This is a genomic window from Rhizobium ruizarguesonis (genome assembly GCF_017357285.1).
Lineage (GTDB): Bacteria > Pseudomonadota > Alphaproteobacteria > Rhizobiales > Rhizobiaceae > Rhizobium > Rhizobium ruizarguesonis.
In genome coordinates this window covers 387,023-408,446 of the sequence record NZ_CP071680.1, presented here as the reverse complement: position 1 = coordinate 408,446, position 21,424 = coordinate 387,023, and the positions used below count along the sequence as shown (strand labels likewise).

23 protein-coding genes and 1 pseudogene are annotated in these 21,424 nt (G+C 58.4%); 7 read left to right on the top strand and 17 right to left on the bottom strand.

Annotated features, from left to right (window positions below):
* The first annotated feature begins 193 nt into the window (after nt 1-193).
* A complete protein-coding gene (locus J3P73_RS29985; RefSeq protein WP_018071096.1) occupies nt 194-1,030 on the top strand; it encodes a cell wall hydrolase in 837 nt (278 codons plus the stop codon).
* Nucleotides 1,031-1,176: 146 nt separating this feature from the next.
* Here the strand turns inward: J3P73_RS29985 and pepT are convergent, their stop codons facing one another.
* The 8 genes from pepT to J3P73_RS29945 all read right to left on the bottom strand — a co-directional run bounded on the left by pepT (nt 1,177) and on the right by J3P73_RS29945 (nt 9,458).
* Nucleotides 1,177-2,409, bottom strand: coding sequence for a peptidase T (gene pepT, locus J3P73_RS29980; protein WP_130688826.1), 1,233 nt, complete (start codon nt 2,407-2,409; stop codon nt 1,177-1,179).
* Nucleotides 2,410-2,513: 104 nt separating this feature from the next.
* Nucleotides 2,514-3,266: a metallophosphoesterase gene (locus J3P73_RS29975; protein WP_130683190.1), complete on the bottom strand. Its 753-nt coding sequence runs from the start codon at nt 3,264-3,266 to the stop codon at nt 2,514-2,516.
* A gap of 72 nt (nt 3,267-3,338) precedes the next feature.
* Complete coding sequence (locus J3P73_RS29970; protein WP_075225506.1) at nt 3,339-4,397, bottom strand: ABC transporter ATP-binding protein; 1,059 nt, start codon at nt 4,395-4,397, stop codon at nt 3,339-3,341.
* A gap of 4 nt (nt 4,398-4,401) precedes the next feature.
* The gene (locus tag J3P73_RS29965) at nt 4,402-5,232 is read right to left on the bottom strand and encodes a carbohydrate ABC transporter permease (protein WP_018071092.1); all 831 of its coding nucleotides are present in this window, start codon (nt 5,230-5,232) and stop codon (nt 4,402-4,404) included.
* Between the two features lie 4 nt (nt 5,233-5,236).
* Nucleotides 5,237-6,172, bottom strand: a complete 936-nt coding sequence (locus J3P73_RS29960; RefSeq protein WP_024319982.1) for a carbohydrate ABC transporter permease — start codon at nt 6,170-6,172, stop codon at nt 5,237-5,239.
* A gap of 99 nt (nt 6,173-6,271) precedes the next feature.
* Nucleotides 6,272-7,531, bottom strand: a complete 1,260-nt coding sequence (locus J3P73_RS29955) for an ABC transporter substrate-binding protein (RefSeq protein WP_018071090.1) — start codon at nt 7,529-7,531, stop codon at nt 6,272-6,274.
* Nucleotides 7,532-7,566: 35 nt separating this feature from the next.
* Entirely contained in the window at nt 7,567-8,739 is a 1,173-nt protein-coding gene (locus J3P73_RS29950; protein WP_018071089.1) for a PLP-dependent transferase, read from the bottom strand.
* Nucleotides 8,736-9,458, bottom strand: a complete 723-nt coding sequence (locus tag J3P73_RS29945; protein ID WP_130690094.1) for a FadR/GntR family transcriptional regulator — start codon at nt 9,456-9,458, stop codon at nt 8,736-8,738. The genes J3P73_RS29950 and J3P73_RS29945 overlap by 4 nt, the downstream gene beginning before the upstream one ends.
* Nucleotides 9,459-9,747: 289 nt before the next feature.
* Here J3P73_RS29945 and J3P73_RS29940 point away from each other — a divergent pair, with 289 nt between their 5' ends.
* Nucleotides 9,748-10,068, top strand: a complete 321-nt coding sequence (locus tag J3P73_RS29940) for a hypothetical protein (protein WP_185828614.1) — start codon at nt 9,748-9,750, stop codon at nt 10,066-10,068.
* Nucleotides 10,069-10,116: 48 nt separating this feature from the next.
* On the opposite strand, the gene J3P73_RS29935 is transcribed toward J3P73_RS29940, so the two are convergent.
* On the bottom strand, nt 10,117-10,677 hold the full coding sequence (locus J3P73_RS29935; protein ID WP_185828613.1) for a hypothetical protein: 561 nt from the start codon (nt 10,675-10,677) through the stop codon (nt 10,117-10,119).
* Nucleotides 10,678-10,886: 209 nt separating this feature from the next.
* On the opposite strand from J3P73_RS29935, the gene J3P73_RS29930 reads away from it, so the two are divergent.
* Entirely contained in the window at nt 10,887-11,126 is a 240-nt protein-coding gene (locus tag J3P73_RS29930; protein WP_064246549.1) for a hypothetical protein, read from the top strand.
* Nucleotides 11,127-11,411: 285 nt separating this feature from the next.
* On the opposite strand, the gene J3P73_RS29925 is transcribed toward J3P73_RS29930, so the two are convergent.
* Complete coding sequence (locus tag J3P73_RS29925; RefSeq protein WP_003577126.1) at nt 11,412-11,606, bottom strand: hypothetical protein; 195 nt, start codon at nt 11,604-11,606, stop codon at nt 11,412-11,414.
* Between the two features lie 647 nt (nt 11,607-12,253).
* Between J3P73_RS29925 and J3P73_RS29920 the strand changes: the two genes are divergently transcribed.
* Together J3P73_RS29920 and J3P73_RS29915 are read left to right on the top strand one after the other, a co-directional pair.
* Nucleotides 12,254-12,565 carry a DUF982 domain-containing protein gene (locus J3P73_RS29920; RefSeq protein ID WP_130688823.1) on the top strand — a complete coding sequence of 104 codons (312 nt, stop codon included), beginning with the start codon at nt 12,254-12,256 and terminating at the stop codon, nt 12,563-12,565.
* 184 nt (nt 12,566-12,749) lie between these two features.
* Nucleotides 12,750-13,043: a hypothetical protein gene (locus J3P73_RS29915; protein ID WP_024319978.1), complete on the top strand. Its 294-nt coding sequence runs from the start codon at nt 12,750-12,752 to the stop codon at nt 13,041-13,043.
* A 276-nt stretch (nt 13,044-13,319) separates the two neighbouring features.
* On the opposite strand, the gene J3P73_RS29910 is transcribed toward J3P73_RS29915, so the two are convergent.
* Together J3P73_RS29910 and J3P73_RS29905 are read right to left on the bottom strand one after the other, a co-directional pair.
* On the bottom strand, nt 13,320-13,925 hold the full coding sequence (locus J3P73_RS29910) for a nucleotidyltransferase family protein (protein WP_130688822.1): 606 nt from the start codon (nt 13,923-13,925) through the stop codon (nt 13,320-13,322).
* Between the two features lie 48 nt (nt 13,926-13,973).
* Nucleotides 13,974-14,525: a GrpB family protein gene (locus J3P73_RS29905; protein WP_245002749.1), complete on the bottom strand. Its 552-nt coding sequence runs from the start codon at nt 14,523-14,525 to the stop codon at nt 13,974-13,976.
* 398 nt (nt 14,526-14,923) lie between these two features.
* Between J3P73_RS29905 and J3P73_RS29900 the strand changes: the two genes are divergently transcribed.
* The gene (locus tag J3P73_RS29900; RefSeq protein WP_018071082.1) at nt 14,924-15,190 is read left to right on the top strand and encodes a DUF982 domain-containing protein; all 267 of its coding nucleotides are present in this window, start codon (nt 14,924-14,926) and stop codon (nt 15,188-15,190) included.
* A gap of 487 nt (nt 15,191-15,677) precedes the next feature.
* Here the strand turns inward: J3P73_RS29900 and J3P73_RS38450 are convergent.
* Nucleotides 15,678-15,788 (bottom strand): annotated as a pseudogene (locus tag J3P73_RS38450) (non-homologous end-joining DNA ligase); the annotation flags it as partial.
* 126 nt (nt 15,789-15,914) lie between these two features.
* On the opposite strand from J3P73_RS38450, the gene J3P73_RS29895 reads away from it, so the two are divergent.
* The gene (locus tag J3P73_RS29895; protein ID WP_130688820.1) at nt 15,915-16,181 is read left to right on the top strand and encodes a hypothetical protein; all 267 of its coding nucleotides are present in this window, start codon (nt 15,915-15,917) and stop codon (nt 16,179-16,181) included.
* Nucleotides 16,182-16,859: 678 nt separating this feature from the next.
* On the opposite strand, the gene istB is transcribed toward J3P73_RS29895, so the two are convergent.
* From istB to J3P73_RS29875, 4 genes are all read right to left on the bottom strand, one after another.
* Nucleotides 16,860-17,660, bottom strand: a complete 801-nt coding sequence (gene istB, locus J3P73_RS29890; protein WP_130693048.1) for an IS21-like element ISSme2 family helper ATPase IstB — start codon at nt 17,658-17,660, stop codon at nt 16,860-16,862.
* Complete coding sequence (gene istA / locus J3P73_RS29885; RefSeq protein ID WP_130718813.1) at nt 17,660-18,949, bottom strand: IS21 family transposase; 1,290 nt, start codon at nt 18,947-18,949, stop codon at nt 17,660-17,662. Before istA ends, istB begins: the two co-directional genes overlap by 1 nt.
* A gap of 330 nt (nt 18,950-19,279) precedes the next feature.
* A complete protein-coding gene (locus J3P73_RS29880) occupies nt 19,280-19,855 on the bottom strand; it encodes a dual specificity protein phosphatase family protein (protein WP_130655458.1) in 576 nt (191 codons plus the stop codon).
* 633 nt (nt 19,856-20,488) lie between these two features.
* Complete coding sequence (locus J3P73_RS29875; protein ID WP_130655455.1) at nt 20,489-21,403, bottom strand: LysR family transcriptional regulator; 915 nt, start codon at nt 21,401-21,403, stop codon at nt 20,489-20,491.
* Between the last annotated feature and the right edge of the window lie 21 nt (nt 21,404-21,424).

The window sequence follows — 21,424 nt, the reverse complement described above, 5'->3', positions numbered from 1 at the left end:
GCTGGGATAATTTTATCCTTGGATCGATTCCGATCTCAAGAATTTTGCAATGGCTCGCCGCCGGAATCGTATTTGGCGAGAGTCTCTTAAGGTTTTTGTTATCTAAGGTTGTTTGTATTTCAGTCATATGACGAGTAAAACGTTTTCGCTTAATCATTAAGGGCTGGACTAATCCCATAGGAGGCACCTGGCGTTGAGGGCGGAGATTTCCTTTGGAAAATCCCTGATCGGGATTTTGTTCGTAGGACTGGCAGCAGCAAGCTGCACAACGACATCGAAACCGGCGGGAACGGCGGCGAATACCAAGACGAAGCAGGGCCAAGCGGCGAAAGTCACGTTCAATTATACGGCCAAAGACCGCGAGTGCCTGCAGCGCGCGATGTATTTCGAATCGCAGCATTCGGACGAAGACGGCTACATGGCTGTCGGGACCGTCGTCATGAACAGGCTCACCTCCGGCGCCTATCCCACATCGATCTGCGGCGTCGTGGCCCAGAAAAGGCAGTTCGCGCCCGGCGTGATGACGCGCGAAGTCAAGCCGCAGGCGGAAACTGAGCTTGCCAGCGCTGCCGATGCAATCCTTGTTAAAGGCGCACGCCATCCTGCGGTGAAGGATGCGATGTTCTTCCACACGGATGGGCTGAAATTCCCTTACGACAACATGCACTATGTGACGGTTGCCGGCGGCAACGCCTTCTACGAGAAGCGCGACTCCAACGGCATGCTTGAAACGCCGCCGCCGCTGCCCTCCTACGAGGTGGCGATGAACTATGTGCCCGGCGAAAGCATGCTGCCGCCGCAATTCGAGGCACTGATACCCTCGGCAGTTCCCGTTCCTCTGCCGGCTCCAGATCCCATGGCGACGGCGAGCACGGGGCAGATGCGGATAACGGCGCCGGTGACCGCGCCGGAAACATCACCGGTAACATCGGTCGAGCCCGAGCCGGGAATGCCCATCGCGATCCCTATTCCCCGCCCCGCCTATGACAGCGTTATGCTGCGTGAAAGCCTTCCGGCGAACGGCGGTTAAACCGCCCTTCCTGGTTATGTGGTGGAAGCATGTTTTTGTTTCCGCGCAATATCGGACGCGAAAGTGCGAAGCGGTTTCGGGATAACGACATGCATGAATCAATGATCTGAAGCGCGTCGCATGAATCCGGATTGCCGCGACGCGCTTTAGGCGCGCTCTTCCCAGACCCTCGCCAGTTCCACGATCGTCTTGACCGCCTTTTCCATGTCCTGGCGGCTCACCCATTCGAGCGGCGAGTGGAAGGCATGACCGCCGGCGAAAATGTTCGGGCAGGGCAATCCCATGAAGGAAAGGCGCGAGCCATCCGTGCCGCCGCGGATGCTGCCGCGCACCGGCGTCATGCCGGCCCGGCGCACCGCTTCGATAGCGTTGTCGACGATCTCCGGGTGACGATCGAGCACCACCTTCATGTTGCGATACTGCTCCTTCACCTCAAAACGATAGGTCGAGCCGGGATAGACAGCCATCACCTCCTTGACGATGGCTTCGAGCATCGTTTCCTTTTCCGTGAGACCCTTGTCGGTGAAGTCACGGATGATGAAACTCAGCGACGCCTTCTCCATCGAACCGGTCACGCCGGTGGGATGGATGAAGCCCTGCTGGCCTTCCGTGGTCTCGGGGGCAATATCCCTTGGCAGCCGGTCGATGATGGCGCCGGCGATCTTGATGGCGTTTTCCATGCGGTCCTTGGCAAAGCCGGGATGGATCGCCACGCCTGATATGCTGATCTCGACGCCGTCGGCCGAAAACGTCTCATCCTCGATATGGCCGGCCGTCTCGCCGTCCATCGTATAGGCAAAGTCGGCACCGAGTTTCTTCAGGTCGACCTTGTTGACGCCGCGCCCGACTTCCTCGTCGGGCGTGAACAGGATCTTGATCGTCCCGTGCCTGATATCTGGATTGCCGACGAGCATCGCAGCCGCGGCCATGATTTCGGCCAGTCCCGCCTTGTCGTCGGCGCCGAGCAATGTCGTCCCATCGGTCGTGACGATGTCGTTGCCGATCTGGTTCTGCAGCTCGGGATGATCGCTGACGCGGATCACCCGGCCGGTGACACCGGGAAGGCTGATGTCACCGCCGGCATAGTTCCTGACGATCTGCGGCTTGACGTCAGTGCCGCTGAAATCGGGCGCCGTATCCATGTGCGAGCAGAAACAGATGACCGGCACCGCCTTGTCGCTATTGGCCGGAATGGTCGCGTAGACATAGCCGTGCTCATCGAGATGCGCGTCGGCAAGACCGATCTTCAGCAGCTCATCGACCAGAACCCGTCCGAGATCCTTCTGCTTGCCGGTGGTCGGCTGCGTCGACGAGGCAGGGTCGGATTGCGTGTCGATAACGACATAACGGAGAAAGCGGTCGAGAACAGTGTCGGTCATGGCATCCAGTCCAGCAAGATCACACGGACGATATAGCCCTCCCGGGCGATGCGGCAAAAGATTTTTCCGCTCGCAGCACGTGAGGAATGACCGTTCAATCCTTTTCATGCACCTCTGTCGGATACCGGAACAGAGACCACATGTGAAACAAGCCTGCCATCGCTGACCTCATGCACGAGGAAGGACGGAGCATCGATCACCGAAAGATCCGCACGGCCTTCCAGCAGAAGCGGATTGGGCGGGCAGAGGGAGCCGCAGGTCTGGACAGGGATCAATCCCAACCGACCGAATGCAGGTCGGTGGACATGGCCGCAGAGAATCGCCAGCGGCAGCCTGTGCATCGTCTCCAGGGTGCCGAGAAGCGCACTGCCGTTCCTGCATCCGATCTGGTCCAGCGTCTCGATGCCGATCTTGAATGGCGGCTGATGCATGAACAGAAGAGCAGGCGTCGTCACGTCGGCAAGCGCGCTCATCAGCCACGGCAGATGCGGCAGGACGTCGCCGTAGCTCTGACCGGCGACGGTTACATCGACACCGAAGAGGGTCAGCCCATCGACGGCTGTCCGGAAATGCATCGGTCCGGTCGCATTGATCCATGGGCCGACGGCGGCAAGTTCGGAACGCATCAATTGCACATCGTCACCATTGCCCGGCAACAGGTGGACAGGGCAGTCCAGCGACCGCAGGCTTTCGGCGACAAGGCGATAGCCGTGCCGCCAGCCGTCGTCCACCAGATCTCCGGTGACAACAAGCACATCCGGGCGGAACGTCTTCAGCCACGCTATCGCCCGCTCCAGCGTCCGCACCGACGAAAGGTCTGGCCCTGCATGGATATCGGATATCTGCGCAACGAGCATATTCTGCCTCCTCGCCTCTGCTGGAGACAATATGCCGAAACCGATAGCGTCAGGCTACCGGCCTCCGACCATTCAGTCGACGCGTTTTCCCTCGGCGTCGAACACATGCAGATACTGGGCCGGGAAGGCCACATTGACCTTCGGCCCCGCTTTCAGCGCGTCGCGGTTCAGCGTGAAGATCTTGAATGGCAGGCCATGCAGGGCAAGGTGCAGGATGATGCCGAAGCCTGTGGGTTCGACGAGTTCCACATCCGCCGCAAGCCCCGCCCCGCCGTCGCTCATCAGCACATGCTCCGGCCGGATGCCGAGCGTCACCTTTGCGCCGTCTGAAAGCGGCAAAGGCTTTGCAAGCGGCACGATCGTGCCATCCTTCAGCTTCACGCCGCCGGCATCATAGCCGGCCTCGAGGAAATTCATCCCCGGCGAGCCGATAAAGCCGGCTACAAAGAGATTGGCGGGGCGGTCGTAGAGTTCCAGGGGACTGCCGACCTGCTGGACCACCCCGCCATGCATGGCAACGATCCGGTCCGCCAGCGTCATTGCCTCGATCTGGTCATGGGTCACGTAGATCGAGGTCGCCTTCAGATCGCCATGCAGTTTCTTGATTTCGGCGCGCATCTGTTCGCGCAGGCGCGCATCGAGGTTGGACAGTGGTTCGTCGAACAGGAAGGCCTTCGGCTGGCGCACGATGGCGCGACCCATGGCGACGCGCTGGCGCTGGCCGCCAGAAAGCGCCTTCGGCCTTCGTTCGAGCAAAGGATCGAGGCCGAGCTTGGCGGCGGCCGCGGCCACCGCGCTTGCAATCTTCTCCTTCGCCACCTTCCGGAGCCTGAGGCTGTAGCTCATATTGCCGGCGACGTTCATATGCGGGTAAAGCGCATAGGACTGGAACACCATGGCGATATCGCGGTCCTTGGGATGCAGTTCGTTCACCCTATTGCCGGCGATGCGGATCTCACCTGATGTGACCTCCTCCAGCCCGGCGATCATGCGCAGCAGCGTGGACTTGCCGCAGCCGGACGGGCCAACGAGCACGACGAATTCGCCGTCCCGGATTTCGAGGTCGACGCCGTGCAGCACCTGCACATGGCCATAGGCTTTGCGGATATTCCGGATATCGATCGATGCCATTTGTTTAACCCTTGACCGCGCCGGCCGTCAGGCCCTGGACGAGATAGCGCTGGATGAGCAGGAAGAAGAGGCCGGCCGGAATGAGCGCCATGACGCCCGCCGCCATCATCTGCCCGAAATCCACCGAGAATTTCGAAACGAAGGTGAGAAGGCCGACCGGGAAGGTCGCCGCGTCATTGCCGTTGATCAGCATCAGCGCGAAGAGCAGCTCGCTCCAGGCGGCCGTGAAAACGAAGCCGAGGGTGGCGGCGATCCCCGGCAGCGTCAGCGGCAGGATGATCTGGCGAAACGCCGTGAACTGCGTCGCCCCGTCGATCTTCGCCGCCTCTTCGAGATCCCTCGGAATGCCGTCGAAGAAGGACTGCATCAGGAAGGTGGCGAAAGGCACGTTGAAGGCGGTGTAGACGATGACGAGCCCGGTCAGGCTGTTGGTCAGATGCAGAGGCGAGAGGATCTTGAAGATCGGCGCCACCAGCATGACCAGCGGGAACATCTGGGTCAGCAGCATCAGGGCGACGATCCAGTATTTTGCCCGGAAGTTGAAACGCGACAGCGCATATCCCGACAGCGAAGCGCAGACCGTTACAGTCACTGCCGTCGAGGCCGAGACGATCAGGCTGTTCTTGAAGAAGGTCGGAAAGGCGCTGTGGCGCAGCACGAAGGCATAGTGATCCCATGTCGTGCGCGACGGCCACATCCGCACGCCTTCGCTATAGAGCAGGTCGTTCGGCGTCACCGAGACCTTGAGCAGCCAGAACAGCGGAAAGAGTGCGAAGGCGATATAGCAGAGGATCGCCAGACGGTGTGCGATGGTGGGAATGACGGATCGTCTCATGATCTCAATCCTTGTTCAGCAACGTCTGCCGGAGCAGGATGATCAGCATCGAATAGGCAAGCAGCAGTACGAGCAGCACCAGCGCGATCGCCGAGGCATAACCGAAATCGAGCCGCCTGAAGGCTGTCGTGAAGATATAGCTGGCGACGATCTGCGTGCGATCGGCCGGCCCGCCACTGGTCATGACGACGATGAGATCGGCGAAATTGGAAATCCACACGGTGCGCAGCAGCACGGTGATGGCGATCGTGGGCGCCAGAAACGGCAGGGTGATCGAGCGGAAACGCTGGAACCAGCCGGCGCCGTCGATCGATGCCGCCTCATAGAGATCGCGCGGGATCGCCTGCAAGGCGGCCAGCAGCGTAATCGCGAAGAAGGGAATGCCCCACCAGACATTGGCGACGATCGGCCCCCACATCGCATAGTTGGGATCGGAGAGAATATTGCCTGGCTCATGCATCAGCCCGAGGGCGAAGAGCCAGTGCGGGATCGGGCCGATGACGGGATTGAACAGCCAGGCCCAGTTGAGGCCGGCGAGAAAAGACGGCACGGCCCAGGGCAGGAAGACCAGCGCCTGCGCGATTGCTCTGCCTTTAAACGGCTTGTCGAGCAGCAGCGCCAGGATCAGCCCGAAGACGAACTGCAGGACGACGGAGGCGCCTGTCCACCAGAGCGTGTTCCTCAGCGCGCCATAGAAGGCGGCATCGCCGGCAAGCTCGCGGAAATGGTCGAGCCCGATGAAGCCGCCGGAAAACGGATTGAGCAGCTGGATATCGCGGAAGGCGTAGGAAATGCCGACCGTCAGCGGCACCAGCATGACCGCAATGATCAGGATCAGCGACGGCGCGCTATAGAGATAGGGCTCCGAAGCATCGGCAACGCGACGCAGCCATGGCCTGCGGTCGCGACGCATGTCGAGCGTATCGGCGGAAATGGTCATCGGCCAGAAGTTCCCATTCGCGGCGTTCATGCGCCGTCTGTGTCATCCAAAAAGCGACGGCGGCCCCGTCTCGAAGAGCCGCCGCCGTCAGTCCGTCACTTATTTCTTGGCGAGGAACTTCTGCTGTGCCTTGGTGAGGTAGTCCGCCCACTGGTCGGCCAGATCCTTTGCCGAGATATCGCCGAGCAATGCCTGCTGCGAGGTCTTGATCGCCAGCGAATCCTTGAAGAAGGCGAATTCCTCGAGGTAGGTCGGCATGACGGTCGGTACCGTGTTCGGGTCCGCCAGTTCCTCGAACCAGCCCTTGAACTGGTCACCGGCATAGAAAGGATCCTTCTCGGCCGCCGTATAGGCCGGCAGGGCGCCGATGCGCTTGTTCCACTCGATATTGCCTTCCGGCCCTTCGAGGGTGGCAATCAGCTTCCAGGAGAGATCCTTGTTGCCGCTGGTCGTGAACATCGACCAACCGCCATAGCCGATCGTCGGGAAGGACTTGCCGTCAGGGCCCTTCGGCAGCGGCATGACGCCGAAATCGTCCTTGTTCATGCGTTCGGCGATGGCGATCAGCGCATCGGGATCCTGGTCGAGGAAAGCGCAGGTGCCGGAATAGAAGCCGGCGACGACTTCGTTGAAGCCCCAGTTGACGCTGTCCTTTGGCGCATAGCCCTTCTTGTAGAGATCGACCATCCATTCGATGCCCTTGGCCCAGCCGGGGCTGTTCATCGTCGAGGTGCCGTCATCGTTGAAATACTTGTTCGAGCCGGCCATCGAGGCGGCAAAGATCATCCAGCCATTGAGGCCGCCCGGGCCGCCACGCATGCAGTAGCCGTATTTGCCGGACAGTTTGGAAACCTTCTCCGAAGCGGCGGTAAATTCTTCCAACGTCTTCGGCGGCGCGGCGACGCCGGCTTCCGAAAGCAGCTTCTTGTTGTAGAACATCGCCCTGAGATAGAAGCCGTAGGGCAGCATATAGGCGGTATTCTTGACGTCGCGGCCGAGCTCAAGCGCGCGCGGCGTCAGCTCCTTGGTGTGTTCCCACTTTTCGAGGTAGGGCTCCAGGCTCTCGAGCATGCCGTTATTGGCATAGAGCGACAGCCAGGTATCGGGCATTTCCATCACATCGGGCACGTCGCCGGCCGACACCATGGTCGCGAACTTCTGGAACGCTTCGTTCCAGGGCAGCGAGATGATGTCGACCTTGGTGCCGGGATTGGCGGCTTCGAATTTGCCGACGATCGATTTCAGCGTTTCGGTGCGCTCCGGGCTGGTGATGACTTCGACAAGCTTGAGCGTCGTATCGGCAAAGGCCGTACCCGCCATCATCGAAGCAAAGAGCGTCGAGATTATTAGTTTTTTCATGGCTCAGTTCCCCCTTATTAGGTTTCTCTCGGGTTTCAGGATTGTGAGGCGGCGGCGAGCGCCTCCTCGATGTCTCTCCACAGGGCCTCGGTTCCTTCGAGGCCGACATGGAGACGTACGGATCGCGCATGGATGCCGAAGGCATGTGCGGAATTTGGCTGTGCCTTCTGCTGGAGCACCACCTCGCCCGGTACGATCAGGCTTTCATGTCCACCCCAGCTTACACCCAGTTTGAAGAGCTTGAGGTGATCGGCGAAGGTTCGGATATCGACGCCTTCGCGGAATATGAAGGAAAACAGGCCCGAGGTGCCGTTGAGCCCGGCGGGCAAGCGGTTGGTAAGCCCCGGATGGCAGACTGTCTCCACCACGTCGAGCTTCTGCAGGCGCCTGGCGATTTCAAGCGCCGATGTCTCGTGGGCCCGCATGCGCAGCGGCAGCGTGCGCAACCCGCGGATCAGCAGCCAGGCGTCGAACGGCGAAAGCTTGCCGCCGAGATAGGGATAGGCCTCGGCCTTGACGCGCGCGATCATCGCCTTCGAGCCGGCGATGACGCCGGCCACCACATCGCTGTGGCCGCCGAGATATTTCGAGGCCGAATGGATGACGAGATCGACGCCGAGCGTCAGTGGCCGCTGGAAGAACGGGCTCGCCCAGCTGTTGTCGATCATCGAGACGATGCCGTGTTGCCTGGCGAGTGCTGCGAGCGCACCGACGTCATGGGCCTCCATCACCCAGCTCGTCGGGCTTTCCATGTAGAAGAGCTTGGCGCCGGGCAGCGCCTTGGCGACCGCTTCCTCGTCGCGCCCGTCGACATAGGTCACCTCGATCTTCATCCGCTTCAGGATAGTGCCGAACAGGCGAAAGGCATCGGGATAGACGTGCTTGACCGCAACGATGCGGTCGCCCGGCTCTACGAAGCTTAAGACCGCCGACGAGATCGCCGCCATGCCGCTTGCAAAACCCAACGCATCCTCCGCCCCTTCGAGCTTGGCGAGCATTTCTTCGAAGGCACGCACTGTGGGGTTCAGGCCGCGCGTATAGATCGGCCGCACCTTCTCGCCGCGATAAGAGGCGATCATGTCGTCGTAATCGGAAAAGGTGAAAAGCGAGGTCTGGAAAATCGGCGGCACGACGGCGTCTGCGAAGTTGCCTTCGTCATGCGCCGTGATGAGGGAAGCAAGATCGAACGGTTCAGAGCCGTTGCTCATTTGGACATTTCCTTGATGTCTTCCTCGACGATATCGAGAATTTTCAATGTTTCGGCGCGCGCCGCCTCGGGATCCCCGGCAGCGATCGCGTTGAAAAGCGTGCGGTGAAAGGGAAAGGACCGGCGCGCGAAATCCTGCCGGTCGAACGGATGTTCCCAGAAGCGTTCGAAGGTCTCGCGCATCTGTTCGAGAAGCTGGCGAAACAGCGGATTGTGGGTGGCGTCGTAGACGGCGAGATGGAAGGCAAGATCCTCCGGCCCGGAGGTGCCCTTCTCCAAGTGCACCCGTTCCATCGCGTCCAGCTTTTCCTCGATGACAACGAGATCCGTGCTCGTGCGCCGCCGGGCCGCAACCATGCCCGCCTCGCATTCGATGCCGCGGCGAACCTCTAGCGTCTGCAGCAGCGCGTCGCGTAAATGGACCGTGTCGAGCGACAGCGGCATGTGGATCGTCGCCCTGGAAACCGGCTTCAGCAGATAGGTGCCGCTGCCCTTGCGCGTCTCGATGACGCCGAGCGCCTGGAAGTGGCGGATCGCCTCGCGAATGGTCGAGCGGCCGACGGCAAGGGCTGCCATCAGCTCGCGCTCGGCCGGCAGCCGATCGCCCGCCTTCAACCGCGCTTCCTCCACATAATCCGCCAGTGCATCGGTCACCTGACGCGCGCGGTCCATGACCGGAAGCGGCCGGATCACCGGCCTGTCGCTACGATTTGCCTTCATGGTTCCCCATTTTCTTATCAGGCAGTCAGGCCCTGAAATTGGTCTGACATCTTAGCATTTCTCAAAGAGCGACAGACGTCAAGTCGTGTTTGTTTGTGTAAGGCACTCTCGCATGGCCCAGACCGCGGGGTTGGTGTCCCAAAAGGAGGTCTGGCGTGGCCAAGAGGGTTTTCGGCACCTTGAAAGGGCGATTAGAGGGGTTGAATTCAGCGGGAGCGTTGTGAGGATTTTGCCGTTTCGTCTCTTGCAAGCTCGTGGAGCATTGTCTGTGAAACGAGGAAACCACGCGATGAAACATGGCAGGCCAGACAATCACTCAGAACGATTCCGCGAACTTTCGATCAAGATGAGGCTGCGGATGCACAAAGCGTCTCACGAGATAATGCGAGCAAAGTCACAGGCTGAGGCGGATCAGATTGCTTATGGTGAGTATGGCACACTCGATCTGTCGCTTCTGTCTGAGCGAATGGAGCGTGCGGAAGAAGTTGCCAAGACTGTGGCCAGATGGCAGCAGAGCGACAGCAAACTCCACGATGTCTCCCGGCTGCTGTCCACGGTGGCGGAAGGTTTGACCCCCGCCATTCCCGATATGCCATCAGCCCGCGCCTAGGTGGTGGATCCGGCATTGGCCTCGCAAACCGCTGAATCGGCATTGCCCCTACCAGATCACCTTGGACAGTTCGGAGAGGACAGCGTTGCCATAGCTCTCGTCCTTGATGCTGAACTCCGCCTCACCGGACACGAGATTGAAGTTAAGGTAGACCTCGGCTTGATCTTCCCCGAAGAAAATCTTGGTAGTGTACCAGTCTCCGGGGCCGCCGCCGAAACCGCCTCCCGAGGAGCGGACGGTCGGTGGTCCGAGAAATGCTATATCGAATGCTAGCGTGTCCTGTTTGGCGTTTGAAAGGCGAAGATCGCTCGCTTCCAGGGCTTTGGCCAGTTCGGAAATGAAATGCGTGGGTCGCGCGCCGCCTGCAACATGGAGAAACCTACCACGCGATTCGCTCTGCAGTTCGATAGCGAATTTCGTTTGGTAGTCGCCATCACCATACGACGCCATCAAGGCGAGGTCATCGGTGTCCGATTTAACGGGCAGCTGGGTGATCTTGAAGGCAAGCGACCCTGGAGACCGGCCGTCGGTAACCTGATCCTGTGCGTATACGCCGCCGGAGAACACAGCGCTCGCAAATACTATCAGGGCGGAGCGTCGAGTGATCATGTCATTCTCCTGAGAAAGAAGCTGCCGCCACGGACCTAGCACACCTCCTTGGCACCGTCGCGGACACGGGTATGGAGATTCATTCCAGGCTTGTCCACGGGTAACCCGCGGTTCACCATCTCACCGAAATATGTGTGAAGCAATCCGCCGCCCCAGTTGATTTCAAAGGGATTTCAGGCTGACGTGGACGCTTACACCAGGGCTTCAATATGCAGCGCTTCGAAATACAAGCACTTGAGAACGGGATGTGGTCGGTCATGGATCGCCAGACCGGCAAGCCGATCGCTGACCGTGAGGGGGCAAGCGATAGGACCAGGTTGGAAGCCCAAGCCCTGGCCGATTTCCGCAACGGCATGTTGATTCCTCCCGCAAAGGAGCGGATTTCCTCCAGGCTCGAGAAGATACGTCGTGCTTGGGAACTGCTCTCTGGGAAGCGTCCGCCACGGTAACCCGTCCGCGCAGTCACGCCAAACGGGCCGATATCGGTCCTCGGCACGTCACAAGCTCGATCGGGATTGTGGTCGAGCTTCTTTCCACTTCGACGACAATCGCGTCACGGCACGATAACCCGCATCGCGCTAAGCATCAGGATGCAGTGGGTGGTGGGGCAAGCGCGATATTCACCTTTGAGTTCTCGCAAACGCGCAGCGTTGTGAAGCGGCAGCTTTGCAGGGTTTCATAAACGAGCCTGCAATCCCAGTTCTGCCGTGGCGTTGAAGAATATCTCCTGACAGTCAGTGCGAGGTGATCGCACGACCGCTGGACGCGAGATGCTCGGTAATGGCGCGCCGGATTTCGGTAACCGTGTCGAAGAGCCTGTTGTCCAAGTCGATGACATTGAAGCGGACAGCGATGAATTTGAGGCGGTTTTCGACAGGGACCGCGATCCCGACTTCCTGACCGTTGAATACGACAGCTTGCTTTTGCATAACAAACCTCGGGCGCGCCACACGGGAGCACCATCTTAGAAAAGTGGAACAAAGGGTTTACGACGCGTCAGATTGCCGTCGTAGGTCGGTATCGGATCGAGACGAGATCACGCACTCGCTGCACCATTGCGAAGAAACGAAGTCCGACAAACAAAGTCATCATCCTCCCTCAAGCGAGTCAAACGACCACTGAGTATCGCCGGCGAGGGCCGGTTATTTCGGAACTCTTCTTTAAAAAACGTAGTCGAGAAAGTTCGAGTAAGCAACTGATTTTTGTTATTATTTAGCGTTTTGAATCGTATGACAATTACCGCAGGTGCGAAGTAATAAATGATGTACGTTCGTCCGACCCCATAGTCGAAGGCCAAGGCGACGACGGAGAGCATACGGTCCGGACGGCAATCGGATTTGGGAAATGGTTTCAACTTCGCCGCCACCGCTTTCAAAGCGCCCCTTGTGGCGCTTCTGGTAGGCAACAATCTTCGACACAGCTCATCGCGGCCGAATAACGTGCAGACTGCTCTTCTTCTGTAAGTGGAAATCTTCGCGGCCAAGCAGTCCCCTCACATATTCTTAAAATTCAACGTATAAAATGTGCCGTTATACTGCAGGCAGGAAACGCCGTGCCTGTGCGTTGGGGCGGGAACATGTGCTGGAATACATCGTCGGCATTCACGCCGGTCGGGCTTGCTTTGCGTGACCCAGCGACAAGCAAGATCGTACGGACTCTGGGAGATGCGGCACGTGTCCTGATGAGGGACTGGCCTCGGAATGATGGAGACGAATATATCGCCGCCGCGAAAGCCTGCGTCGATGCAATCGAAGGGAAACTTGCGCCAGAACGATTCCGGGAAGTGTTTTTGCGTGCGGCCGATGAGGCAGGCATAGTCACACTGAACTTCGTCCAGAAGAGTGTAAGAGCGCGACGACCGCACCTGCCGTCACCGGTTCGCAGATAGACCACGATCCTCATGGTCGAAGACCTATCTGGCAATGACACGGGCGGGCAACTTGAGCCCTGTGAGTGTCAAAGACCCTGCGCGCAGCCTCCTTAGATGATCGGCTCCGGCCACTCGCACTCTGGATCAGTTCGCGAAGCGTCTTGGTCCGCCGCCGTCAAGGTCCTCATGGATTAATGGCGGCATGTTTCTGCCCACGGTCAGGGAGACTCGCGAACTCCGCCCTAAGGCTTCGAAGGATTTCCTCCCGGGAGTGACCTTGGAAGCGCAGGTCTACAACCCGTGCCACGAAGCCCTGATGGTCTGGAGGAATCTTCAGCTCATTGCATGCGTCGACGAGTATCTCCTGGAGGAATTCGAGATCGTCAATGTCAATCGCGAAATCAGAAAGCAGGCCCAATTCCCACCCCCGCAGACAGAGGCAGAGAGCGTAAACATCTCCCAAGCTGGCACCCAAATACCAACCGACTCATCATAGCGCGAATACGTCCGCATTCTAGCGAAATTCTGATCGTCTCGAATTTAGCTGAAGGTTATCACTTACGCGAGAAAGGGTAGATTCGTTCACGCGCCTCCATCGGATGGAGATAACGACCGGGTTGAAAACCCTCTTGAGAACCCACCGTCATTCGACAAATGTACTCCGTGGAATTGGCAGCCGCACTAGGCTCAACGATCAAGCGGCCGAACCTGCGGCCTCAACGGAGGCTTACGATCACTCGACTCAAATACAAGCTGAAATCGTTCAGTCTCTTCACCAGTGATGGACGCTTACCTCCGGCCACAGTGTTTTTGCCCTCGCAGCCTTCTCCTCGTGAGTGTTTCGGTTATCCAATGCATAGTTTGGCACGACCCGGAATGAAAACATGTCATTTAGACCGAAGGGGGCTTCGATGTGCAATTGGTCGTGGTCCGCCAATCGCACGGCGACAGAATGCGTCTTTGTCGAGTATCGAAGGAGAGCGTCTTTCGAACACGTTAGTGGCTCCACCGAAAAACCAAATCGCTCCTCGAACCAGAGGTGGACACGCGCCTGGTTTCTGATCTGAACCGGGATCGGCAAGTCCCTTGCGACAGGGAGTACCGCACGGATAACACGGTCTTCGGCCTCGTAGGACAGGTCGCTATCGTCGAAATAGATGACATCGATATCCTTGACGCCATACCAGCGGGGCCGTCCTGTCAGCGCGTTCCAAACCGTCTGGTAGATTGCGCCTCCCCCAACGAGGTAGTCCGGCAGTCTCATCGCCTCCAGGTGCCGGAGAACCTTCACCAGTTCTGGAACCTGCAATATCAGGGACACCAAACGAGAGCGTTGCTGGTTGTCATCAATATCTGCGTAACGAAGATGTTCTTCCATATCATCTCTCGAAGTTTGCCAAGGCTTCAGGAAATCAAGTTCTCTCGACTAGGCGTCGGAAACACGCGACATCCACCCGGTCGCAGCCGCCCAACGGTCCGCACGGCGAATAATCTGCCAAAGGTGATCCTCTTTGCCTGTAGTGTAAGCCACCCGGTCGTTTTGGAACCGCGCAGCCAGTCTGCGCTTCAAGTCGACGTACGGTTCGTGCTCCTCGACATGGATGCGCATATAGTCTCGAAACAGCAGCGGCCACTGCTCGTGCCAACTCCCTAGACGCCGGACATGAATATGTGTCCGTTCCTGGCCTGGGCTCTCCCGAAAATATCGCTTTGCCAGCTCCGGATTGGAAGATCGCCAAACATAACCAATGGCTTTCAAGGGTTCGACCAGGCTGTCCAAAGGGTTAAAGTCAACGACCGATACTTGAATGTCGATGATCGGCTTGGCCGCGAGGCCGTTAATGGCAGTCGATCCGATATGATCGATGCGCTTCGCGCGAGCACCGAGCGCGGTGCGGATCAGGGCCGCCATCACGCGGAATTTCTCCGCCCATTCGGCAGACCAGTCACATATCTCGATCGGCTCACTCGATTTCACTGGCTGCTCCAACGATACAATAGAACGGCTAACCAATGGTCGTGCCAAAAACTTTGTTGGCTCGGGTTCAAAGAGGCGGACGGTCGCGACGCGAGATCGACCAAGCTGCGGCCACATAGGCAGCGGTCCGCAGTTCTTTCCTCGACATCGGATTGTCTCTCGCAGCATCAACGATGATCCATCAACCATCCGGACGCAAGCCTTGCTGTCACCCAAGATTGAGACGAGCCCGATGCAGCTTGGGGCGCTCCGATTCGACGTCGTAGAGCGCCCACTCCTTTTCAGCGGCATGCCTTCACACCCCGTCACTCCGGGTAACCAATCGTCAATTACGATTTTGGAATACACGCGTATATTACCCCTCCGGGATAGCGATCCCTGACCTGAGGTCGACGACAATGGACTGGGACGCAACGTCTGCATTCACACCCGTTGGGCTGGCTCTGCGCGGTCAGCCAGCTCATAGGATCGTCCGCACCCTCCGCGACGCCGCATGTATGCTGCTCAAGGACTGGCCTTCCGATGACGGCGAAGAATATGTCACTGCGGTGAAGGCTTGCGTCGACGTGATCAGTGGTCAGATCGCTCCGGAGCAATTTTGGGACGCGTTTCTGCGTGCGGCCGATGAGGCAGGTATCGCCGCGCTGACTGTCGTTCAGCGATGACAACGAGTAAAAGTAGCGGGTGCGGGGCCCAATTGATGCCTATGGCACGCTCAACGTCGCTCTGGTGCGCCTCGGCATTCTCAATGGTAGGCCTGCGAAATCCGCTTATGGGCGCACCCGAGAGCGGATGGTTCACCACGCTCAGCCGATGCACAGGTGTCAAGATCACGCGATAGGATAACTCCCCGGAACCCGAGCGCAATCAGTGACCAGACCATCCATTGATGTTGACCGCCGACCTTGACGCCTCTGCTCCAAAAAACAAAAGTTCGGCGACGTAGCCTGGGAAAGCTCGGTGGCCAATGCTGGGCTCGTGGGTTGGCCGCCTATCTGGAACAATTGCAAGGGCCACGAGTTAATGGTTCAGTCGGGCGTAAGCGTAATCGGAGCGCGGCGCTCTCCCCATCCCTCGGGTATCCGAGGTTGCTTCCAGCCTTCGAGCTGTGACGCGGGGTTCGAATCCCTGCCCCGACCCCCAATTTCGATATTAACGCAATCGTGTAAACGGCGGCCTGTTCTGGCGCTCGCGCGAGCCCTTGTACGAGGCGTGTCGCAGGTTCCCATCGTGTGCCCAGGCGCGGTACTCAATCTCGGCGATGCAATGGTTCAATCGAGCTGATCGAGAGTGGTTGCCCCCGGAACAAGGATTTCTTAAACGGGTTTTCCTAGCAGTGACTCGGTCAGGTCGAGGTGAGCTAACCGGGTTTCCGGTAGAGGCACGCTCATGGTCGAGGACAGAAATATCATACGAAAGCGAAAATGGCTTGCCACGGTGCGGGGTATTGTCACGCATAGCGTCGGCGGCCCTGAAGTAGAACATGCTCCATGTGATATGCTGCTTGGTAACGCCATTCTTCGTGTCGCCAGGTTGGATCAGCCTGTTTGCAGCACGGCGGCTGCGACAGTCACACTGGACGGCATCGAGCTTGATTGCGAAGATTGCAGACGGCTCGCCCTGAAATACGGAGACAGTCTCGAAGTTCGCGAGTAACGACCTCTCGCAGTGTTCGTCTCGATTGGTGCTGGGCTTCCATGTTGGTTTCCACGCGGAACTGAGCCGGTTTTTCCACCGAGAAGTGAGCCACTTCTGAGTATGGTTTTCTGATCAGGCTTTGGTCAAGGCATTGGCCTTTTCTCGTCTCTTCTGTGCGGCGGCCGGAGAGGACTTCATCATTGCAGGCGACCTCAACAGACGCCTCGACCTCGAGTTACTGGATAACAAATCGCCAGACCTGTGGCCCATCGTTACAGGCTCCGAGACCGCGAAAGCCGGTGACGACATCGCACTAACCCATCTGCCGCGGGGGGAGACGACGGCGACTGGCAAAGCGTGTTGGTCAGATCAACCGCCTCAGGAACGGATAGCGATTGATTACTTCGTTCTGTCCCCGGGAATGGAGCCGTCAGATGTCCTCAACAAAATCAGGAAAGTGTTGACCCGACGGCACGCCGATCGCATCGGGGCCGGCAGACAAGACACGTCTGTCAGATCATTGCCCTCGCGAAATTACGTTCAAATGACCGGTCGAAGAAACAGCTGAGGGAATGTGTCTTTCGTCGCTACGAAGAGCATCAACAGTGTTGGCCCCCCCTGGACGCTCACGCATTTCAAGGGTGTCAAGCGAAGCGAAGAATTGACCCCCTTGCCGAATTGAAGAACTGACCCCCGTCATTTGTTTGTGGTTTCGTTGGTTTCGAGCGCCGCTCCGGTCTTCTGCAGAAGACCGGAGCGGCGCTTTTCGCGAAGCCGGTAGCTGTCCCCTCGGATGGTCATCACCGTCGAATGGTGAAGCAGTCTGTCCAATATTGCGGTGGCTACGACGGGGTCTCCAAAAACACTCCCCCATTCGCCGACGGAGCGGTTTGAGGTGATCAGGACCGAACCTTTCTCATAGCGCCGGGATACAAGTTGGAAGAACAGATGGGCGGCGTTGGCCTCGAAGGGAAGATAGCCCAGTTCGTCGATGATCAGCAGCTTCGGTCGCGACAGGAGTGTCAGCTGTTTGTCGAGCGTGCCGTCGCTGTGGGCCTTGGCCAGCATCGCCACCAAGGTAGCTGCCGTGACGAACTGAACGTTGTAATTCTGACGGATCGCCTCGCGGCCGAGGCTCACGGCCAGATGGGTCTTTCCCGTTCCAGGCGGCCCGAGGAACAGAACCGTATCGCCGTGGGCGATCCAGCGGCAAGTTGCCAGTTCCCTGATCTGACCTGGATCCAGCGATGGCTGCGCCTCGAAGTCGAAGCCGTCCAGTTCACGCACGAAAGGGAACTGTGCCAGCTTGCTTGACATGGAGATGCGCCGCTCATCTCGCCGTGCGATTTCGCGCGACACCAGGAACGCTAACGCTTCACGCAGGTTCATCTTTGAACGGGCCGCCTCATCCAGCAGCGTATCGAGCTGGTCGCGGATTGCCGTCAACTTCAGCCGATCGAGAGTTGCGATCAGCAAGTCGTGGTCAACGTTTGCCATCACCATCCTCCTCCGACGACAGCTTCGTATTCCGCAAGCGGACGCAAAAGAGCGGGAAGCGGAAGCTCAACGGGTGCGATGGCTCGCACCAGTCCATCTGCTCCGGCCACGCCGACAAAATGAGCCCGGTCTACGATCCGTTGTCGCCGTCCTGCGCAAACCGCATGATCGGCCACCACCTGGCCGGCATGTCGTATGATGACGCGGCCAGCCAACACCACTACCTGAACACTCTCGCCGATCAGGCGCCAGGGAACCGAATAGCTGTTCGTGTCGAGGTCGACGGCGCAATCTGACTGAACTTTGCGAACGAGATCCCGCAACTGTCCAAACGGTGCCCGACCCGCCAGGGGGCGTAGCGCCTTCGCCTCATCGCCAAACCGATCTGCCGGTTTGATGCCGGTGGTCCCGTGCTCGCGCTGATCGGCAACCTCGCGTGTCCACCGATCTAGATGTGCCTCAAATGCGGCCCAGCTCTCGAAGCGGCGACCAGCGATTGCGTTCTTCTTGACGTAACCAACCCCGCGCTCGTCCTTGCCTTTCGTGCGGGCTCGATATGGTGCGCAAGCCCGTGGCATGAAGCCCCAGTACCGAGCGAAGGCATGCAGACGCTCATTGAATCTCACCTCACGCGTCACCGCATCATGATGCTCGACCAGAGCCTTGGCATTGTCGATCAGCACTTCCGCGGGAATTCCCCCGAACCGCAGGAAAGCGCCTTCCATTCCTTCGAACCAGTCCGTTTGGCGCTCCCTGAGCGAGACACGCGTGTGCAAACGACGCGAGTAACTGAGCGTTCCGACGAACACGTGGATGCGAACCCGCTCGCCCCCGATCCACACCTTCGTGTCGCCAAAGTCGATCTGCATTTGATGGCCAGGAGCCGTCTCAAAGCGAACTGTCGCACGTTTCTGCGCCTTCAATTCCCGCCGCCAATGACGAACTCTCAATTCCACTGAGCGCAGGCCGATGATGATGCCGTGCTCACTCGCCAACTCCTGACGGATTACATCTGAGTTGCCATCGTGCCGGAAAAAGCGCTCGCGTAGCCAGTCATCAAGTCCATCGAAAGCAGTTCGACGAACCGGCCTTTTGAAAGGTGTTGCGCCGCCCTCTCGTAGATATCGCCGAACCGTATTACGGGCACAGCCGAATTCCTTCGATAAGCGCTTGGCGCCCCAACCCAGCTCATGCAGCCGCAACATTGCCACCACCTCATCAGCCTGAAGCATATCCCCGTCCTGCATCGTTCGCGACAATGCAGGATGCGTCGAAATCTCGTTCGTCATCCATCTCTCCTCGTTTTGATACGAGGGGTCAGTTCTTCGTTTCGTTAGGGGGTCAATTTCTCATTTCGCCCGACAAAGGGACCGGGTGTATTGCCGAGATGGGAAGCCCACGGTAGAAATTAACCCGCATTTCCTAGACCTTCACCGAGGCAAGTCAGTCCGCTGAGGGGCTTTCACCCTCCCGCTTGCCGCGCGTCCTTCCCCAAAGCCGGCTTTGTCATGCCGGCAATGCCTTAGCATTGGGTCGCCTAATCCGCTGATCTGCGAGACCCGCCACCCGCCTTACAATCGAGGCTTTGCCCGCTTTCGCGAGATCATCCCTTGAAGGAATCAGTTCACTGCATGTCTGATCTTATCTACATCGACCGTACGTAGGTACCGTGGGATGTTCGCCCAAATTGCGTGGTAGCCGAAACCACCGCTCTGGAGTTCGTCCAAAGCTTTTTCCTTGCTCCATTTCTGGAAAACTATCCTGTACATTGCCGTGACGACTCCAGTGCGATCGGCCCCGTGTTGGCAATGCAAAAGTACGGGACCGAGTTTCTCGGCGTTTCTGATGGCGCGTAGCGCCGCGATAATGTCCTCATCCTCGATATGCCAAGTGTTCATCGGGACGCCGACAAGCTTGATTTTGTCAAGTCCTGGCAAGTTACGATCGGAATGAAATGCGCGAAGACTGACGATCGTCTTAATGCCAAGCGAGCGAATGGCTCTCACATCATTCTTGCGGATCTGCGCGCTGCGAAAAAAGGTTGGAGTTATGCGATATAGATTCACCGACGGCACAACCGACATCGCCCAATCACCGTTTCGCACCGTTTCCTTCGCAAATCCGGCGGCGGTCAGCGGAAACAAAAGCCCGAGAGTAAGCGCTGTAAATAGCAAGTTCTGCCTGAAATGGTTCATCGTGACTTCCAACGTTGTGTGAGTTCATGCCGAACGGCGACTTGCGCGAACTTTCAGCCTAACTGGCATGTCGCATCCGCGCGAGCGGTTAAGGCATTTGGCGGCTGGGACCAGGCCGCGAGCGCCGTCAGCACGCTGCTAAGCGCTCACCATAACCTTGAGCAGATCGTCGGCTTCAGGGCAGTGACTTAACAATTTGTCCCAATCCGGGCCCTTTTCTGCTGCTGGAAGCTTGCTATCCGAACACCGGTAATCATTGTTTTGCCAGCAATATGCATTGATGGCGCTCGCACGTTACGGCATGGGGTTGACACAGTCCGGTGGACGCTCTTGGGACATCTACCTCACAACCCAATACCGGGGTGGGAGATATCGCTTTGAGCACCGAGATCACAGGATTGATCGATACCGCCGCATTTGCGCGCTGGCAGAGTCCAGGGGATGTCTCGTGATAGGTAACCTGGTGAAATCGCCTGGGCATACGAGATAGAATTTGATCCCTCGAAAGGTATTCGACGGTATCGCCTCTCTAATGCTGGCTATGGCAAGGCGCTGCGAATATTGCGAAATCTCGCGAAAAACACTGATGCGGCTCGCTGAACTTTCGATATCAAAAAATGGGCTTCCAAGCGACTACGCGGTCCACAGCGCCTCGTAGTCCTTGTCCTTGAATTCTTTGACGAGGTAATCGATGAAGAGGCGGGTCTTTGCTGGGAGATGATGCCGCGTCGGATATGCGATATTCATCGTCAGGCGCGGCAAATCCCAATCATCCATGATTCGGACAAGTCGACCGGACTGGAGGTCCTCGTTGATGATATATGTCGGCTGCGCCAAAATTCCGAGGCCGTCCAAGGCGGCCTTTCTTATTATCTGTCCGTCATTGGAGTTCAGGAGGCCAGCCACCGAAATCGTGACAGCCTCACCGTTCTTCCGGAAGGTCAGGTGGTTCCAGTTGTCGGCGAGCGTATAGAGCAGGAGGTCATGGTTTGCGAGGTCGCCTGGATTGGTCGGCACTCCGCGCCGTGCCAGATAGTCGGGCGACGCTGCCAGCAACCGCCGTGTCTCCGCGAGCCGACGGATAGTGATCGATGAGTCCGCCTCCACGCGGCGGGTGCGGATCGCGAGGTCGACGCCGTTTTCAATGAGATCGTAGTAGCGGTTCGAGACGACGACCTCGACCCTCACCTTCGGATATCGCTGAGTAAACGAAGGGATCAGAGGACTGAGATGCAGAAGGCAAAATGATAGCGAGGCGCTGATGCGGAGCAGCCCGCTCGGGCTCATCGCTCCCGCGCTGACGCTCGCTTCGGCGTCGAGCATTCCGGTGATGAGCTCCTTGCCCCGCTGGTAGAAGTGCTCCCCTTCGCTTGTCAGGCTGAGTTGCCGGGTCGTGCGCTGCACCAGCCTGGCATTGAGGCGCTCCTCGAGGGATTGCAGGTTTCTGCTTGTGGCCGACACCGACATGTCGAGCGCATCGGCAGCCTTGGTGATGCTGCCGTGCTCCGCTATCTGAATGAACACTTCGATCTCGGTTAGGCGATCCATGACCCGCACAATCTTGCGTTT

Bases quoted from the DNA above. Each gene is read 5' to 3' on its own strand.
- J3P73_RS29960 (WP_024319982.1), bottom strand. From the start codon at position 6,172: ATGACCATTTCCGCCGATACGCTCGACATGCGTCGCGACCGCAGGCCA.
- J3P73_RS29955 (WP_018071090.1), bottom strand. From the start codon at position 7,531: ATGAAAAAACTAATAATCTCGACGCTCTTTGCTTCGATGATGGCGGGT.
- J3P73_RS29875 (WP_130655455.1), bottom strand. From the start codon at position 21,403: ATGGATCGCCTAACCGAGATCGAAGTGTTCATTCAGATAGCGGAGCAC.
- J3P73_RS29920 (WP_130688823.1), top strand. From the start codon at position 12,254: ATGTGCTGGAATACATCGTCGGCATTCACGCCGGTCGGGCTTGCTTTG.
- J3P73_RS29950 (WP_018071089.1), bottom strand. From the start codon at position 8,739: ATGAGCAACGGCTCTGAACCGTTCGATCTTGCTTCCCTCATCACGGCG.
- J3P73_RS29900 (WP_018071082.1), top strand. From the start codon at position 14,924: ATGGACTGGGACGCAACGTCTGCATTCACACCCGTTGGGCTGGCTCTG.
- J3P73_RS29965 (WP_018071092.1), bottom strand. From the start codon at position 5,232: ATGAGACGATCCGTCATTCCCACCATCGCACACCGTCTGGCGATCCTC.
- J3P73_RS29930 (WP_064246549.1), top strand. From the start codon at position 10,887: ATGCAGCGCTTCGAAATACAAGCACTTGAGAACGGGATGTGGTCGGTC.
- J3P73_RS29910 (WP_130688822.1), bottom strand. From the start codon at position 13,925: ATGGAAGAACATCTTCGTTACGCAGATATTGATGACAACCAGCAACGC.
- J3P73_RS29915 (WP_024319978.1), top strand. From the start codon at position 12,750: ATGTTTCTGCCCACGGTCAGGGAGACTCGCGAACTCCGCCCTAAGGCT.
- J3P73_RS29895 (WP_130688820.1), top strand. From the start codon at position 15,915: ATGGTCGAGGACAGAAATATCATACGAAAGCGAAAATGGCTTGCCACG.
- J3P73_RS29935 (WP_185828613.1), bottom strand. From the start codon at position 10,677: ATGATCACTCGACGCTCCGCCCTGATAGTATTTGCGAGCGCTGTGTTC.
- J3P73_RS29945 (WP_130690094.1), bottom strand. From the start codon at position 9,458: ATGAAGGCAAATCGTAGCGACAGGCCGGTGATCCGGCCGCTTCCGGTC.
- J3P73_RS29970 (WP_075225506.1), bottom strand. From the start codon at position 4,397: ATGGCATCGATCGATATCCGGAATATCCGCAAAGCCTATGGCCATGTG.
- J3P73_RS29975 (WP_130683190.1), bottom strand. From the start codon at position 3,266: ATGCTCGTTGCGCAGATATCCGATATCCATGCAGGGCCAGACCTTTCG.
- J3P73_RS29940 (WP_185828614.1), top strand. From the start codon at position 9,748: ATGAAACATGGCAGGCCAGACAATCACTCAGAACGATTCCGCGAACTT.
- istA (WP_130718813.1), bottom strand. From the start codon at position 18,949: ATGACGAACGAGATTTCGACGCATCCTGCATTGTCGCGAACGATGCAG.
- J3P73_RS29925 (WP_003577126.1), bottom strand. From the start codon at position 11,606: ATGCAAAAGCAAGCTGTCGTATTCAACGGTCAGGAAGTCGGGATCGCG.
- J3P73_RS29880 (WP_130655458.1), bottom strand. From the start codon at position 19,855: ATGAACCATTTCAGGCAGAACTTGCTATTTACAGCGCTTACTCTCGGG.
- istB (WP_130693048.1), bottom strand. From the start codon at position 17,660: ATGGCAAACGTTGACCACGACTTGCTGATCGCAACTCTCGATCGGCTG.
- pepT (WP_130688826.1), bottom strand. From the start codon at position 2,409: ATGACCGACACTGTTCTCGACCGCTTTCTCCGTTATGTCGTTATCGAC.